This is a genomic window from Bacillus sp. AY3-1 (assembly GCF_008368785.1).
Lineage (GTDB): Bacteria > Bacillota > Bacilli > Bacillales > Bacillaceae_G > Bacillus_A > Bacillus_A wiedmannii.
On the sequence record NZ_QORZ01000007.1, the window covers coordinates 101,122 to 116,516 of the forward strand.

18 protein-coding genes are annotated in these 15,395 nt (G+C 33.6%); 12 read left to right on the forward strand and 6 right to left on the reverse strand.

The window, feature by feature from the left end; translation table 11 throughout:
- Positions 1-65 precede the first annotated feature (65 nt).
- The 3 genes from DN389_RS04170 to DN389_RS04180 all read right to left on the reverse strand — a co-directional run bounded on the left by DN389_RS04170 (position 66) and on the right by DN389_RS04180 (position 2,039).
- The gene (locus tag DN389_RS04170; RefSeq protein ID WP_098802018.1) at positions 66-1,280 is read right to left on the reverse strand and encodes an MFS transporter; all 1,215 of its coding nucleotides are present in this window, start codon (positions 1,278-1,280) and stop codon (positions 66-68) included.
- 6 nt (positions 1,281-1,286) lie between these two features.
- On the reverse strand, positions 1,287-1,754 hold the full coding sequence (locus DN389_RS04175) for a VOC family protein (protein WP_149236839.1): 468 nt from the start codon (positions 1,752-1,754) through the stop codon (positions 1,287-1,289).
- Between the two features lie 165 nt (positions 1,755-1,919).
- Positions 1,920-2,039: a YjcZ family sporulation protein gene (locus tag DN389_RS04180; RefSeq protein WP_000120183.1), complete on the reverse strand. Its 120-nt coding sequence runs from the start codon at positions 2,037-2,039 to the stop codon at positions 1,920-1,922.
- Positions 2,040-2,278: 239 nt separating this feature from the next.
- Between DN389_RS04180 and DN389_RS04185 the strand changes: the two genes are divergently transcribed.
- Together DN389_RS04185 and hfq are read left to right on the forward strand one after the other, a co-directional pair.
- The gene (locus DN389_RS04185; protein WP_002108625.1) at positions 2,279-2,497 is read left to right on the forward strand and encodes an aspartyl-phosphate phosphatase Spo0E family protein; all 219 of its coding nucleotides are present in this window, start codon (positions 2,279-2,281) and stop codon (positions 2,495-2,497) included.
- Positions 2,498-2,547: 50 nt separating this feature from the next.
- Positions 2,548-2,736 (forward strand): RNA chaperone Hfq, encoded by a 189-nt coding sequence (gene hfq, locus DN389_RS04190; protein WP_000400662.1) that lies wholly within the window; start codon positions 2,548-2,550, stop codon positions 2,734-2,736.
- Positions 2,737-2,761: 25 nt separating this feature from the next.
- On the opposite strand, the gene DN389_RS04195 is transcribed toward hfq, so the two are convergent.
- Positions 2,762-3,364, reverse strand: a complete 603-nt coding sequence (locus tag DN389_RS04195) for an HD domain-containing protein (protein WP_000400774.1) — start codon at positions 3,362-3,364, stop codon at positions 2,762-2,764.
- A gap of 172 nt (positions 3,365-3,536) precedes the next feature.
- On the opposite strand from DN389_RS04195, the gene DN389_RS04200 reads away from it, so the two are divergent.
- The 7 genes from DN389_RS04200 to DN389_RS04230 all read left to right on the forward strand — a co-directional run bounded on the left by DN389_RS04200 (position 3,537) and on the right by DN389_RS04230 (position 11,647).
- Positions 3,537-4,370, forward strand: coding sequence for a flagellar motor protein MotP (locus DN389_RS04200; RefSeq protein ID WP_098802019.1), 834 nt, complete (start codon positions 3,537-3,539; stop codon positions 4,368-4,370).
- Positions 4,371-4,392: 22 nt separating this feature from the next.
- Positions 4,393-5,070: an OmpA family protein gene (locus DN389_RS04205; protein ID WP_000977945.1), complete on the forward strand. Its 678-nt coding sequence runs from the start codon at positions 4,393-4,395 to the stop codon at positions 5,068-5,070.
- Between the two features lie 150 nt (positions 5,071-5,220).
- Positions 5,221-5,589, forward strand: a complete 369-nt coding sequence (locus DN389_RS04210) for a response regulator (RefSeq protein ID WP_000940570.1) — start codon at positions 5,221-5,223, stop codon at positions 5,587-5,589.
- 129 nt (positions 5,590-5,718) lie between these two features.
- Entirely contained in the window at positions 5,719-7,722 is a 2,004-nt protein-coding gene (locus DN389_RS04215; RefSeq protein WP_088121759.1) for a chemotaxis protein CheA, read from the forward strand.
- Positions 7,723-7,895: 173 nt separating this feature from the next.
- Positions 7,896-9,539: a flagellar motor switch protein gene (locus tag DN389_RS04220; protein ID WP_016088543.1), complete on the forward strand. Its 1,644-nt coding sequence runs from the start codon at positions 7,896-7,898 to the stop codon at positions 9,537-9,539.
- A 29-nt stretch (positions 9,540-9,568) separates the two neighbouring features.
- Positions 9,569-10,903 (forward strand): transglycosylase, encoded by a 1,335-nt coding sequence (locus DN389_RS04225; protein WP_149236840.1) that lies wholly within the window; start codon positions 9,569-9,571, stop codon positions 10,901-10,903.
- A 27-nt stretch (positions 10,904-10,930) separates the two neighbouring features.
- Positions 10,931-11,647 carry a hypothetical protein gene (locus DN389_RS04230; protein WP_098110576.1) on the forward strand — a complete coding sequence of 239 codons (717 nt, stop codon included), beginning with the start codon at positions 10,931-10,933 and terminating at the stop codon, positions 11,645-11,647.
- A gap of 33 nt (positions 11,648-11,680) precedes the next feature.
- Here the strand turns inward: DN389_RS04230 and cheR are convergent, their stop codons facing one another.
- Together cheR and DN389_RS04240 are read right to left on the reverse strand one after the other, a co-directional pair.
- The gene (cheR, locus tag DN389_RS04235) at positions 11,681-12,463 is read right to left on the reverse strand and encodes a protein-glutamate O-methyltransferase CheR (RefSeq protein WP_141555630.1); all 783 of its coding nucleotides are present in this window, start codon (positions 12,461-12,463) and stop codon (positions 11,681-11,683) included.
- A 39-nt stretch (positions 12,464-12,502) separates the two neighbouring features.
- Positions 12,503-13,000 carry a hypothetical protein gene (locus tag DN389_RS04240; RefSeq protein WP_001020094.1) on the reverse strand — a complete coding sequence of 166 codons (498 nt, stop codon included), beginning with the start codon at positions 12,998-13,000 and terminating at the stop codon, positions 12,503-12,505.
- A gap of 143 nt (positions 13,001-13,143) precedes the next feature.
- On the opposite strand from DN389_RS04240, the gene DN389_RS04245 reads away from it, so the two are divergent.
- From DN389_RS04245 to flgK, 3 genes are read left to right on the forward strand one after another with little or no spacing between them, the layout of a single operon-like run.
- Positions 13,144-13,608, forward strand: coding sequence for a YaaR family protein (locus DN389_RS04245; RefSeq protein ID WP_000946323.1), 465 nt, complete (start codon positions 13,144-13,146; stop codon positions 13,606-13,608).
- Between the two features lie 15 nt (positions 13,609-13,623).
- Positions 13,624-14,076 carry a hypothetical protein gene (locus tag DN389_RS04250; RefSeq protein WP_002135377.1) on the forward strand — a complete coding sequence of 151 codons (453 nt, stop codon included), beginning with the start codon at positions 13,624-13,626 and terminating at the stop codon, positions 14,074-14,076.
- A 17-nt stretch (positions 14,077-14,093) separates the two neighbouring features.
- Positions 14,094-15,392: a flagellar hook-associated protein FlgK gene (flgK, locus tag DN389_RS04255; protein WP_088092765.1), complete on the forward strand. Its 1,299-nt coding sequence runs from the start codon at positions 14,094-14,096 to the stop codon at positions 15,390-15,392.
- Positions 15,393-15,395: the final 3 nt, after the last annotated feature.

The following is a 15,395-nucleotide window of genomic DNA, read 5'->3' on the forward strand; positions in this document are numbered from 1 at the left end:
AAATAAATCGCCTTTTTCCTCTGTATTTCGACATAAATAAAAATAGCATGTACATAAACATGCTATTAATTGGAGGTAGATTCTTCATTTAATTCCCCGCTATAAAATAAAAACAGCCATATAAAACTAACAAAAATACAACATATAGCTAGTAAACTACCAATCATTTGAGGAGAAAGGATTTCTAATAGCCATCCTGTAATGAACATAGATAACTGTATAAGCGAACCGTAAATTGAGTAATGAAAGGAAAAAACTTTACCAATCATATTTTCGTGCGTGTAAGTTTGAAGTAAAGTCGTATCAAGTGGAACGATGATTCCTCCTGCTATGCGCATACACAATAATGCAATGATACCGATAATAAGTTGATCGGATAAAATGAATCCGAGGAAGAAAATTCCTTGTAGGAAATAGGCCCAACCAAATGCTTTTTTCATTTTTTCTTTATTATGGGATATATAAAGATTAACGAGAAGGCTTCCTATCATAAGCCCAGCCCCTTGAACCGTATATAAAATCCCAATGTTCGTGTGGAAAATTTTTTCGGCATAAATCGTTAGAAGTAGCTGATAAGCGCCTCCAATAATGCCCCATGAAATGCCGACAAGAATTAACGTTAAAATGATTTTTGTTTGTAATATGTATGTATAACCATCTTTTATATCAGTAAAAAATGCTTTTTTCTTGCTACAAGTATCATGAGAAGGAACACTCATATTATAAATAAAATAGGCTGAAATAAAGTATGATAGGCTATTTACTAAAAAAGCGAACTCAATATGTAAAGATTGTGCAAGGATTCCGCCTAAAGAAGCACCCATAATAGACATAAAACCATTAATTGTACTAGAAAGAGAGTTAGCAATTACGAAATGATTTTGGTGTACGATATTTTTTAAGGTTGCTTGTTTAGCCGGCTCAAATAAACAAGAAAGTACGGATAAACATATGTTAGAAATGAAAATAATTTCAATTTTATATAGTGCAAATAAGTAAGTGAGGACGATTATGCCTCGTGAAATATCAGTAAAAATCAGAATCTTCTTTTTAGGAAAACGATCTACAATCCCGCCTATGAATGGGCTAAGAAGAAGCTGTGGTAAACCTTTACTTATCAAAGTAAGGGCGACCATAAAAGGCGATTCCGTTATGCTGTAGACAAATGTTAATAAAGTTACCGTATGAAACCAATCTCCAAGTACACTTAATGTTTGCCCATAAAATAGTTTTTTGAAGGTATTATTTGTTTTCAAAAGTGTGCTATAAGAGATTGACATAAAAGATTAATCCTTATGTAATAATGATGCTTGAACTTGTTTCTTCCATTCACTTAAATACACTTTCTCCTCTGTAGGAAGTCCAACAGGTAATTGTGCAATTAATTCTAAACTATTTCCGTCAGGATCGTTAAAGTATACGGCGGCATGCGCTAATTCTGGAAAAACAATCGGTTCAATTGGTTCCATTCCAAAATCTTTTCGTGCTGAAATGCCTTTTTGATTTAGCCAATGAATCGCATTTTCTAAATCATGTAAGCTTACTTGAAAGGCGATGTGTCGTAAAGAGGGATGATAATTAACTTTGTATTCTGTGCCTTCCCAAAGACCGAGCCAACTTTCGTTTTCTTTAATCCAAAAGAAAGCAATATCATCTCCTCTTTTATATAATTTCAGTCCAAGTGATTCATAAAAAAATATTGATATCTCTAAGTTACTGACAGGTAAATGTGCTTCGTAAAGACCTTTAATCATTGTAATCCTCCTTAGTAAAATATTTCTTATTTCATAGTAAACGTTTTTTTATTAGTTGAAATCACAAAAAGGAGGGATATCACTTCATACGAAAGTATGAAAAAACAGCTCAAATATGAGCTGTTTTCGTATAGTTTTTCGTTCATTTGTTAAGGATAGGATATATTAGTATCCGTATCCGCCGCCACCCCAGCAGCTACATCCGATGATGATTAGAAGGATGAATAGTACGATAAGCAAAGCAAATCCACCGCCGAAACCAGAGCAACTTCCACCATAGCTCATATGTTTTCCTCCTTTTGAGTAAGTTAATCTATATAATTCATGGACTACTATATACAGTATGTTTTTTGTATGGAAAAGGAGCCAGTCTCTTTTGTAATTAGACAAACGCCTGTATGGTTATTTTGATTGTATATTGTGCTAGGGGTATGTGAAGAAATCGTTATATATTTTGCGATTTGTTCATAAAAAAATATAAAAATTGTAAAAAAAACCATTTTTATATTTTTTTATGAGAGGATTTGTACTATAATTTTACAAGTAATATTATGGGAAAAGGGAGTTTTAGTAAAGAGATGGAGATGGGAAAATTACACAATAAAATAGAAAACAAAAAGAAAGAGCTAATCCAACTTGTTGCTAGACACGGATTGGATCATGATAAAGTTTTGTTATTTAGCCGAGATTTAGATATACTTATTAATAAGTTTATGAATGTAAAAGATAAATTACATAAATAATTTGTAGTTTTTTATATTAGGATATTTTGCGAAAAAGGAGAGAAAATTATTTGGAACATTTACAAGAAGAGTTATATAAACAAATAAAAGAAGAAAAAGGTATTGTTACAGTTTTTTTAAAGAGTGGCGTTAGAATAGTAGGAGAAATTGTTGCGATAGACAAATTTACCGTTTTAATGTTAGTTGATGGAAAACAACAACTGATTTACAAGCAGGCTGTATCAACGATAATGAAATAAGACACTCAATTTGAGTGTCTTTTCATTATCGTTTGCAAGCTTCCACGTCAATGCCGGCAGCTAGTAATTTCTTTTCTCCATCTTGTTCAATCATTTTTTGTAATTTAGATAGGAAAGAATCAAAGTTTGTATGCTTTGCCACTTGGAATGTCATTTTATGCTCAATTGGTAGCCACGTATCAATATCAGCTTCGTTATGCTGAATTTTCACCTCAAGCTTATCAAGTGCGTTGGCAACTTTTGCTTCGTACGTTTCTTTCGCTTCAAACTCCATCCATAAATCATATAATTCCTCACCGAGAGAACCTTTTAGTGTTCGTTTAATATTTAAAATGGCTTCTTGCTCATTTTTTTGTTTTTGTAATTGTAATTCATGACTATTCATTGTATCAAAAGCAGGAATATCACCAGCTTCAGCTTCGACTAGGTCGTGAATAATAACCATTTTAAGTAATTTTTCAATATTTACTTTTTGATCTAAATAAGGCTCGACTAAAATGGCCATTAGAGACATACGCCACGTATGTTCAGCAACGCTTTCTTGACGTCCGTTAGAAAGCCAACTATGTCGCATTTCATATTTTAGTTTTTCTGCTAGTGCAATGACTTGTAAAATGTTATGTTCCATCGTGATCCTCCTCATATTTCCATACTATAATTCTAATATGGAAATGAAATGTGTCAATTCTATGAGTATATTGCGATAAATAGATGATGAGCGTATAATACTTATTATATGTGAAAACGCATTATTAAAATAAAAAAATGTTTTATAAAAATGAAAAGGGAAGGGCAGGAATATGGGAGACGAAAATCAAGGATTTGCAAGACCAGAAAGAAGAAAAAGGAAGTTTGACATTTCTAGCCCAGTTGGCATTATAGTAGGTTTTGCTATTGTAATAGCGGCAATTATGATTGGCGGCGGCGGAGTAAAAGCTTTTAAAAACTTTTTAGATGTTTCATCTATTTTAATTGTAATAGGGGGAACAACTGCGACAATTGTTGTGGCATATCGATTTGGAGAAATAAAAAAATATACGAAAAGCATCTTTACTGTTTTACATAGAAAAGAAGAAAATTTAGAACAGTTAACGGATTTATTTGTTGATTTTTCGAAAAAGTCTAAAAAACATGGCCTGCTTTCTTTAGAAGTTGATGGAGAGCAAGTAGACAATCCTTTTATTCAAAAAGGAATTCGATTAATGTTAAGTGGTTACGATGAAGATGAATTAAAAGAAGTGTTAATGAAAGATGTTGAAACGGAAGTGTATGAGTTAAGAAAAGGGGCAGTATTACTAGATAAAATTGGCGATTTCGCTCCAGCTTGGGGCATGATAGGGACTTTAATCGGTCTTATCATTATGCTTCAAAACTTGCAAGACACATCGCAAATTGGTACAGGGATGGCAGTTGCGATGTTAACGACATTGTATGGTTCAGTACTTGCAAATATGATTGCAATCCCTCTTGCTGAAAAGGTGTATCGTGGTATTGAAGATTTATATACAGAGAAGAAGTTTGTTATTGAAGCGATTTCAGAATTATATCGCGGTCAAATTCCTTCTAAATTAAAGTTGAAACTCGATACATATGTATACGAAACAAAGATGAAAAAAGTAAAACGAGCAGCCTAATATTTCAAGGAGTGGTATGGTTATGATGAAACGACCGCAAAAGGGATCGCCTCGTTGGATGACGACTTTTACAGATTTAACGATGTTATTATTAACTTTCTTTGTATTACTAGTTGCTACATCAAAGCAGGATGCAGTAAAATTGTCACAGATGCTTGAAAAGTTTAGTGACGTGGAGCAAGTAGATGCAAAAGTAATGGAAAATACAATACCAGATATTTCACATGAAAAAAATGATGAAAAAATGGTCTCTAAAAAGAGAATGGACGAATTATATAAAAAGTTAAAAGCATATGTAGATAATAACGGTATTAGTCAAGTGAATGTATATCGAGAGGATACGGGAGTAAGCGTCGTTATAGTAGATAATTTAATATTTGATACGGGTGACGCGAACGTTAAACCAGAAGCGAAAGAGATAATAAGTCAATTAGTTGGGTTTTTCCAATCAGTACCAAATCCGATTGTTGTTGAAGGGCATACAGATAGTAGACCTATTCATAATGACAAATTCCCTTCTAACTGGGAGCTGTCTTCAGCAAGAGCAGCAAATATGATTCACCACTTAATCGAAGTGTATAATGTGGATGATAAAAGGCTAGCTGCGGTAGGATATGCAGACACAAAGCCAGTTGTACCAAATGATTCACCGCAAAATTGGGAGAAAAACCGTCGCGTTGTCATTTACATAAAAGAATAGTATATTATCATTTTAATAATAAAATAATGAAAATACGAAAATTCTTTTAAAAAAATATTAAATTTTATCATTTTATTTTGTATAATGAGTGAGAATGATAAGGTGAAATATTAAGATATATTTATACATAGAAGGAGAGAATTAAAAAGAATGGCACATAAAATTTTAGTTGTAGACGATGCGATGTTCATGCGAACGATGATTAAAAACCTATTAAAAAGTAATTCTGAATTTGAAATTATTGGTGAAGCAGAGAATGGAGTAGAAGCAATTCAGAAGTTTAAAGAACTTCAACCGGATATTGTAACATTAGATATTACTATGCCAGAAATGGACGGACTTGAAGCGTTAAAAGAAATTATTAAAATTGATTCAAGTGCAAAAGTTGTTATTTGTTCTGCAATGGGACAACAAGGTATGGTATTAGATGCAATTAAGGGTGGAGCAAAAGACTTTATTGTAAAGCCGTTCCAAGCGGATCGAGTAATTGAAGCTTTAACAAAAGTAGCAAACAGCTAATATAGAAGGGGTGCCACAAGGAATCTAAACATTGATAGCGGATATGCGTGTGGCCCCCTTTTTTCTTGCTATAAAACACTAAATTGTTATACATAAATGAAATGTTTGTTAGACAGGTAGGGGATGAAAATGCAAACAGATCTATTAAATATATTTTTTGAAGAATCAGAAGAACATTTACAATCGCTAAATGAAAATGTGCTAACTTTAGAACAAAATCCCACTGATATGGATGTTGTGGGAGAAATATTCCGCTCAGCCCATACATTTAAAGGTATGTCAGCGAGTATGGAATTTACGGAAATGGCGGATTTAACGCATAAAATGGAAAACGTTTTAGATGAAATTCGTCATGGAAATATAGTTGTAAATGCAGAGATTATTGATGTGATTTTTGAGTGCATTGATAATTTAGAGAAGATGGTTGCAGATGTGCAACAAGGCGGAATGGGCAATATTGATGTAATTACAACTAAGCAGAAATTAGAAGCATTATTGAATGGCAATGTAGAAACTCCTGCGGAATATATTGAGCAAGAATCTATAAATAATGATAATGCAGTTTCGCATGAAGTGCATATAACTGTTGAGCAACATGCTATTTTAAAAGCAGTACGTGCAATTATGTGTATTGAAGCACTGCAAAATGTAGGTAATGTACAAAAAACAGTTCCAAGTATTGAAGAAATTGAAGCGGATGCTTTCGGGTTTGAGTTCACAGTATTTATGGATACTGATCAAAGTGAAGAAGAATTAAAACAAGTAGTGCTTCATGTTTCTGAAATTGAGAAAGTAGAAGTGAAGCAAGGACATACATTAAAAGAAGTAGTCTCGAAAGAATTGGGTACACAAGAAGCCGTGCAGGAAGATTTACAAGCGGCTACGCATGTGGAATCAACTAAAGAAGTATCGAAGCAATCAGCTAATGCTACACCTGCTAAAAGCGCTGCAAAAACGAAAAATGGTAAAGTGGAAAATCGTTCCATACGCGTTCAATTAGAAAAAATTGAAAGATTAATGAACATGTTTGAAGAAAGTGTAATTGAGCGTGGTCGTATAGATGAATTGGCACAAGCAATTCAAAACAAGGAATTAATTGAGCATTTAAATCGATTAGGCGATATTTCAAAAGATATTCAAAATGTACTACTAAATATGCGTATGGTGCCGATTGAAACAGTCTTTAATCGTTTCCCACGTATGGTACGTATGTTAGCGAAAGATTTAGGGAAGAAAATTGATTTACAAATTACAGGTGAAGACACAGAAGTTGATAAAATTGTTATTGATGAAATCGGTGATCCACTCGTTCATTTAATTCGTAATGCAATTGATCACGGTGTTGAGACTGTTGAACAACGTCGTGATGCTGGTAAAAATGAGACAGGTACAATTAAATTAGAAGCGTTCCATAGTGGAAATCATGTCGTTATTCAAATTACGGATGATGGAAATGGAATTCATAAAGGGAAAGTATTAGAAAAAGCGATTAAAAATGGTGTTGTAACAGAATCTGAGGCAAATAAATTAACGGATCGTGAAGTATTTGATTTGATCTTCCAACCAGGATTTAGTACAGCTGAAGTTGTATCAGACCTTTCTGGTCGTGGCGTTGGATTAGACGTAGTGAAACATACGATCCATAGTTTAGGTGGACATTTAATTATTGATTCTGAAGAAGGAAAAGGTAGTACATTTAGAATTGAACTGCCATTAACGTTGTCCATTATTCAATCTATGCTTGTTCAAACGAATGATAAACGTTATGCTTTCCCTCTTGGTAATATTGTTGAAGCAATTCGGATTAAGAGAGAAGACATCCAATCCTTACAAGGAAAAGATGTGTTAAATTACCGTAATCAAATTATTGAAGTGAAGCATTTAAGTACTGTATTTGGTGAGAAAACAGTAGATGAGGCGTTTGCGTCATATGATGGTCAAATGGTTCCTGTGTTAATTGTTCGTAATACACATCGCAGCTATGGACTTATTGTAAACACAATTATCGGTCAAAGAGAAATAGTCCTAAAGTCATTAGGTGACTTCTTTGCAGAGAGTTCTAATTATTTCTCTGGTGCGACAATTCTCGGTGATGGACGAGTGGTCCTCATTTTAAACCCAGAAGGTTTATAATAGGAATGAAGGAAAGCTCCCCACTTGTATACAATTGGGGAGCTTTTTGGTTAATCGTTACTAATCTAAAAATGGGAATAAATACATATTAACGTTTTATATAATAAGTTTGTTAAAATAAAATGAGAGTTTATATCATTTGATAGAAAAACAGAAATGAGGAGGCAGAGAAAATGCCTGAGCAACACACAAAAGGGGATACGAGCACAATTGTGCTAGAAAAAGAAAATGAGCATTTAACGCCTCAAGAATGCGATATTCTTGGCGAAATTGCAAATATATCATTTGGTTCAGCTTCGACTGTATTATCAACAATCTTAAATAGGCAAGTAAGTATTACTGCTCCTCGCATAGAATTGGTAGATTTATATGATTCAAGCGACGTCGAAGTTCCACACGTTGTATTAAACATTCATTTTACAAAAGGATTAGATATGGAAAACCTTCTTGTCCTTAAGCAAGATGTTGCATTATCCATTGCTGATTTAATGATGATGGGAACAGGTGAAGTGGAAGACGGAAAAGAACTTGGTGAATTAGAGCTAAGTGCTGTACAAGAAGCGATGAATCAAATGATGGGGTTCGCAGCTACATCTATGTCAGAATTCTTTCAAGATACAGTAGATATGTCTCCGCCGACAATTAAAGTTGTAAAGTTATCAGAAGAAATGGAGAAAATTTCTGAGATTGATGGGAATCAAACGATTGTTAAAGTATCGTTTGATTTAAAGATAGATAATCTTGTAAACTCTAAACTTGTGCAAATTGTTTCAGTTGAACATGCGAAACGAATGGTAAATAAATTAATGCAATTATCTGGTGGAGTAGAAGAAAAAGATGAGCCAGCAGAAGTAGTGGAAACTGAGATTGTAGAAGAACAAGTTGAAAAAGAGCATTTAACACAAGAAGAGAAAGATGTCCTTGGTGAAATTGCAAATATTTCAATTGGTTCAGCTTCAACAGTATTGTCAACGCTATTAAATCAGCCAGTTACAATTAGTACGCCCAATGTAGAATCAATCAATGTTCGTCATTATGACGGAGTACCAGTCCCGTTTGTTATTTTAAATGTTGATTTTGTTGAAGGGCTAAAGAATGAGAATGTATTCGTATTTACGAAAGATGTCGCTTTAACAATGGTAGATTTAATGATGATGGGAACAGGGGAAGTTGATCCAGAGAAGGAGCTTAGTGAATTAGAACTGAGTGGTATTAAAGAAATCATGAACCAAATGATGGGGCATGCTGCGACGGCGATGTCAGAAATGTTTCAAGAAAAAATGGACATGACACCACCAAATGTTAAATTCGTAACGTTAAAAGAAGAAATGGAATATTTGGGAGAGTCAATGAAAGTGGACGAACTTGTCCAAATTACGTTCAACCTTGAAATTGGCGACCTGCTTCAATCGAAAATGTATCAAATTTTACCGATTTCAGAAGCGAAAGAAATGGTAAGAAGACTTCTATATCCAATGGTGGAAGAGGAAGAAGAGATTGTTACGGAAGAAATTGAAGAAGAAAAAATTGTAGAACCTGTTGTGCAACCTATTGAATTTAAAGAAGTAAAACAAATGGAACCAGTATACATGGACACATCCATCTTACAAAATGTAGAAATGAATGTGAAATTTGTATTTGGAAGCACAGTGAAAACAATTCAAGATATTTTAAGTTTACAAGAAAATGAAGCGGTTGTACTAGATGAGGATATTGACGAGCCAATTCGTATTTATGTAAATGATGTATTGGTGGCGTATGGTGAACTTGTAAATGTAGATGGATTTTTCGGAGTAAAAGTGACGAAATCGCTATAAGTCGTTGAAATAGGAGTTTGAGCTAGTAGATGAAAAACGTAAAGTTTTTTCTAATGAGCTGGTTATTCATAAATGTGTGTCTGTTCTTCCCTCTGCAAAGTCAGGCGGAAGAACAAATTGAGCCAGATCAAAAACTAAATGAAATGAATGTACAAGAAGAAAACAAAGAAGTTCAAGAGCAGCAAGTGGAAGTGAATCAAGGTAAAGAGCAACAACAAGTAGCAGTAAATGAACAAGAGGTCGAAAAAAAGATAGAGACGGATCAAGGGGTTATTACAGTAAATAAGTCGGAATTAAAAGTTGGCGAAGAAGTGCGAGTTATTGTAGAGCCGAAAGCGCAAAATGTTCAAAGTATAAAAGGTATTTTGCGCTTGCCAAAAAACGGCGATCAGTATGAACAAGAAAGAATGCTATCGTTTAAGTATGAAGAGGAAACGAAGCGATGGATTGCTAACTACAAGGTCGAAACTTTTGATTTGCAAGGTGATTGGAATCTTCAGCTCATTCAAAGTTCTAAAGAAACTGAGAAAGAAGAGCTTATAGAAAATGAAGTGAAAGTCCCATTTATTCGTATAAATAATGACACGCCAACAATAGATAAAGAACTGCCGAAGTTGCATAAAGTTACTGTTGACGAGGCGAAAGAGAAGCTAATTGAACGGAAACAAGGCGATTCTATACGTGTGCGAGTGAAGGCGACAGACGGAGAATCAGTTGTGAAAGAGGTTCGTGTTACATTAAAAGGGAAAGAAAATAAAGAGATTACATTTTTATTAGATTACAATAAGCGCGACATGGATTGGCAAAAAGTATTTGAAATAACGGATGCGTTGCCAATCGGGACATACGAAATACTTGTAGAGATAGTAGATGCGGCCGGCAATAAACTGGTTGAAGAAAGTGAATATATCGTTTCTGTTTTGGAGCAAAAACCAGAAGATGATAAAAAGATAGAAGAACGAGAGAATGAAGATAAATTAGAAGACAAGAAAGAAACTGAGAAGCAGGAAGACTCGAAAGTAGAAATTCCACTTCTGGAAGAAAAAACGCCAGTTGTTCAAATTCCGAAGCAAGAAGAGAAAATAAACGATTTTATAAAAGAGCCGCTGAAAGAGAAAGAAGAAATTACTTATATTATAAAAGAGCCTCTCACAGACAACAAGGAAGTAAATAAAGCGAAGGCTCAAAAAGATAAAGATAATAACAATCAAGTCATTTTGAAAAAGAAAGAGAAACAAGAAGAGCCAGAAGATAAGAAAGAAGCTAAAAGTGAACAGGGAATACAAGCTTCTAATGTATTTGCTATCATGTCAGGTTTATTCGTATTGTTTTTAGTTTTAAAAAGTAATAAAGAATGGGGCTAATTATTTCATAGTAGTGGAGGCGCTTAGATGGAGATTAAACGTACGACAATTGAAAATAAGACGCTACAACCATTAAAACAGCCTGCAGCTATTTCGGAACATGAAATCCAGAAAGAACGAAAGCATAGTAATCTAGTGTTTACTGGACAGTCTAAGATTATTTCGAAAAATAATGAAATAGGAATTTTACTTGCGAGTTTAGGTGATGGAAAGGTTATGAAGGAAATGCTTTCTAAAGAGATGGATACAGTGTTACAACTCTTTAAAAAGTTGCATACGTTATCTGGAGAAGGGAAGCAAACAGAAAAAGTATTTGAACAAGTAATGAGAAGTTTACAAGGGCTTGTTAAGCAGGCGCATATAAAAGAACTTCCTTTGTTAGATGGAACGTATGATTTCGCAGAAGTACAACTATCATTTGGTAGAAAGGTACATATTCCGTTATTAGATGTAAGTGCACTCATTTCTAGAGTGGAAAGTGATTCTTCAGAAGGAAATATAAATTTAATGGTAACGGTTATTACTGCTTACATAACGAAATTGTCTAACGAAACTATTTTAATTAGTGTTACAGATCGCACTGCTAAAGAGCGGGATGTAAGTGTATGGAGAGCGCTCGCAGAAATGAATATGACACAATTATCACAGGCCCTGAAACACACGATGCAAGAACATAAATGGTCTATGACATTTCTTTTTCTCTTTGTATGGATTGTTGCTATTATTTTAATTCGAGTTATATAAAAAGGTCGTCACTTTACATTGTGACGACCTCTTTTATATTTTTTCGTAGAAGAATGTATCAAATCTCTGAAGATTATAACGTTCAGGTGTTAAAATTTGTTCGGTACTACCAACAAATAGTACGCCGCCTTTTCGTAAAGAACGACTAAACTTTTCATAAAGTTTTACCCTTGCATCTTCAGTAAAGTATATCATTACGTTGCGACAAATGATTAAATCGTAATTTGTATCGAACGACTGCATTAACAGGTCGTGTTGTTTGAACGTGACGTTTTGCTTAATATTTTGATGTAATGAATATATATCATTCTCTTTTGTGAAATGACGCTCTTTCAAATCGATAGGTAATTCTTTTAAAGAACGTTCTGTATATTGACCGCGTTTTGCAGTTTCTAAAATGTGAAAATCAAGATCTGTTGCTTGTATTTCAAAACGAAATGGAGCTAAATGCTTCGATAAAATCAAAGAGAGTGTATATGGTTCTTCACCGGCAGCGCAAGCGGCACTCCATACTTTTAATTTTCCGTTATTTTGTTCAAGTAATTTTGGTAGTGCTTTCGTCTCTAACGTTTGCCAACGTTCTTTATTTCTGAAAAATTCTGAAACGTTAATTGTAATATAGTCAATAAAACTTAAAAATAAATTTTGATCGGTACGTAAATTGCTTAGAAAACTAGTGTAGTTCTCAAAGCCCTTTCTCGAAATAAAAGCATCGATTCTACGACGCATTCTATCTTGTTTATATGAAGCGATATCCATATTGAATTGTTGTTTAAAACTCGCGATAAAATGATCATAATCTTGTTCAATTATCATATTTATAATAGGCACAATAACGATATTGTGCCTCCCCCTTTACATCATACGGATTTTTTGTTCAAAATTTTTTTTCATCTGTTTTTCATGTAAACCTGGTAAATCATAAATAACAGCATCAATTCCTGCTTCTTTTGCAACGTCAACGGGAATGACAGATGTATGCTTGTCCCCATTATAAAAACAGAGAACTAAATCGGTATCTTCGATTATTTGTTTTACAAAAAACATATAATCGGATCGGTAAATGGAGTCGGAAGGATGATCAAAAGCGACGTACTCGGCTCCGTGTTTTTTTAAGTAATCAACGACCTCTTGAAATTCATCTGTTAATGCTTGTAACGGCTGTAGCGTGTAAAGGCATAAATTTTGAGCGAGTCTTTCGTTTTCGATGAAAAAACGAAGAATCTCATTTTCGATAGATTTATAACATAATATGTAAATTTTATGTTTGTGAGCATAGTCAGTTAAAAATTTTTTTATTTCTTCTTGATCTAATGCTGTTAATTGATTTGAACCACAAAGAAAAATATTCATAGATTTGTGCCACCTCATGCTAAATTGTAACATATCTTTTATAAAAAATAACTGCAAAATATTAGTGTTCAGAGTATAATTATAAATAACTGGATTTTACGATTAAGTTTAGGAAGAAATAAAAAAATAAATAGGTGATATATATGCTGCGTTCGATCTCGCATAATCCAATTTTATCGCATATACCGCCTGCTACTCAAATGCCGAAAGAAGCAAATGTCAGGACAGGACTTGCATTTTCGGATAATTTGCATGCAGATCCGAAAAAAGATAAATTGCTAGAACAAATGGAAGCATTTGTCGATAACATTGGAGAAATTAAAGAGAAAATTGAAATGGAATTAACGCTTGATAATGTAATGGAATACAAAAATACAGTAAAATCATTTTTGAATTTTTACGTAGATAATGTATTGCAATATAAAGATGTCATGTCTCGTCATCCGCGTTACGGATATTCACAGAAAATGACGATTGTGAAACAGGCGGAAATGGGATTAAATGAGTTAGAAGATGTTATGAATTTAATTAATACGAAAACGGGACATTTAGAAATGTTAAATCAAATTGGAGAGATCCACGGTTTAATTGTAAATTTAGTCTTGTAAAAGGAAGGAAGCTATATGTACATACAATTATATGAAAAGCTTGTTATTATTCAAAAAGCGTATGAAAATATTCAAACGCTCGGAGAACAAATATATGAGAATTTGAAACATAAAAATGTAAATGCAGTTCAAAAATTGCAAGTAGAGCAATTGCAGTACATTGATGGTTTAAAAAAGTTATCAAGTTCATTTGAAGAAATGGTTGTTCAGTTTTGTAAAGAAAAGGGCGTGGAATCATTTCGTGTAAGTGCATTATTTTCGCATTTTTCTAACGAAGAAATTGAAAAAATGGAAGAATTACAAAAAAATGTAGCTGAATTAGAAGAGAATGTAAAAATGATTCTTTTGAAAAATCAATATTACTTAAACGTACTATTAAAAACTACAGAAAGTATTGTGGATTCCGTTTCTGAATATAATTTAGAGCGAAACAATAATTCACAAATCTTTATGAACGAACTATTGTAAAGGGGAAGTGAAACATTATGAGACTATCTGATTATAATACGCCGTTATCGGGTTTGTTAGCGGCACAAATGGGATTACAAACGACGAAACAAAATTTATCTAACATTCATACGCCTGGTTATGTGCGTCAAATGGTGAATTACGGATCAGCTGGAGCAAGTCAGGGCTATTCACCGGAACAAAAAATAGGTTACGGTGTACAAACGTTAGGCGTTGACCGTATTACAGATGAAGTGAAGACAAAACAGTTTAACGATCAATTATCTCAACTCTCTTACTATAACTACATGAATTCGACTTTATCACGTGTAGAATCTATGGTTGGAACGACAGGAAAGAATTCATTATCTAGTTTAATGGATGGCTTCTTTAATGCCTTTCGTGAAGTTGCAAAAAATCCAGAACAACCAAATTACTACGATACATTAATTTCTGAAACTGGGAAGTTTACAAGTCAAGTAAATCGTCTAGCGAAAGGCTTAGATACAGCAGAAGCACAAACGACAGAAGATATTGAAGCACATGTCAATGAATTTAATCGTCTTGCTGGCAGTTTAGCGGAAGCGAATAAAAAAATTGGACAAGCAGGTACACAAGTACCGAATCAACTTTTAGATGAACGTGATCGTATCATTACAGAAATGTCTAAGTATGCAAATATAGAAGTGTCTTATGAATCTATGAATCCTAATATCGCGAGTGTTAGAATGAATGGTGTTTTAACAGTAAATGGACAAGATACATATCCACTTCAATTAAATAAAGAAAAAGAGCCAATGACTGCTGAAATTTACGGTTCGGAAATTCCTTTAACTAGTGGAGCAATCCAATCAGCGATCGATACGAAAGCGAAGATTGCTAGTTATAAGAAAAACCTTGAAGAACTAATGAGTTCTGTAAAGAATGAAGTGAACGCAGTAATGGGGAAAGAGTTCTTCGTTGGAGATCAAGCGAAAGATATGAAATTAAACCCTGAATTTGCAAAAGATGTTTCGAAAATGAAAATATCAGCTGAAACAGCAAATAAACTAGCAGCAATTACAGATGGAAAGTATAAAGAAGGTCTTTCTTATAAACAAGCATTAGACCAATTCGTAGTTGGTGTTGCATCTGATAAAAGTGCAGTGAATGCTTATCAAAAAATTCATGTGGATTTATTAGAGGGGATTCAGCAAGAAAAAATGGGTGTTGAAGGCGTTAATATGGAAGAGGAAATGGTTAATTTAATGGCCTTCCAAAAATATTTCGTTGCAAACTCTAAAGCTATTACTACGATGAATGAAGTGTTTGATAGTCTATTTTCGATTATTCGATAAGTG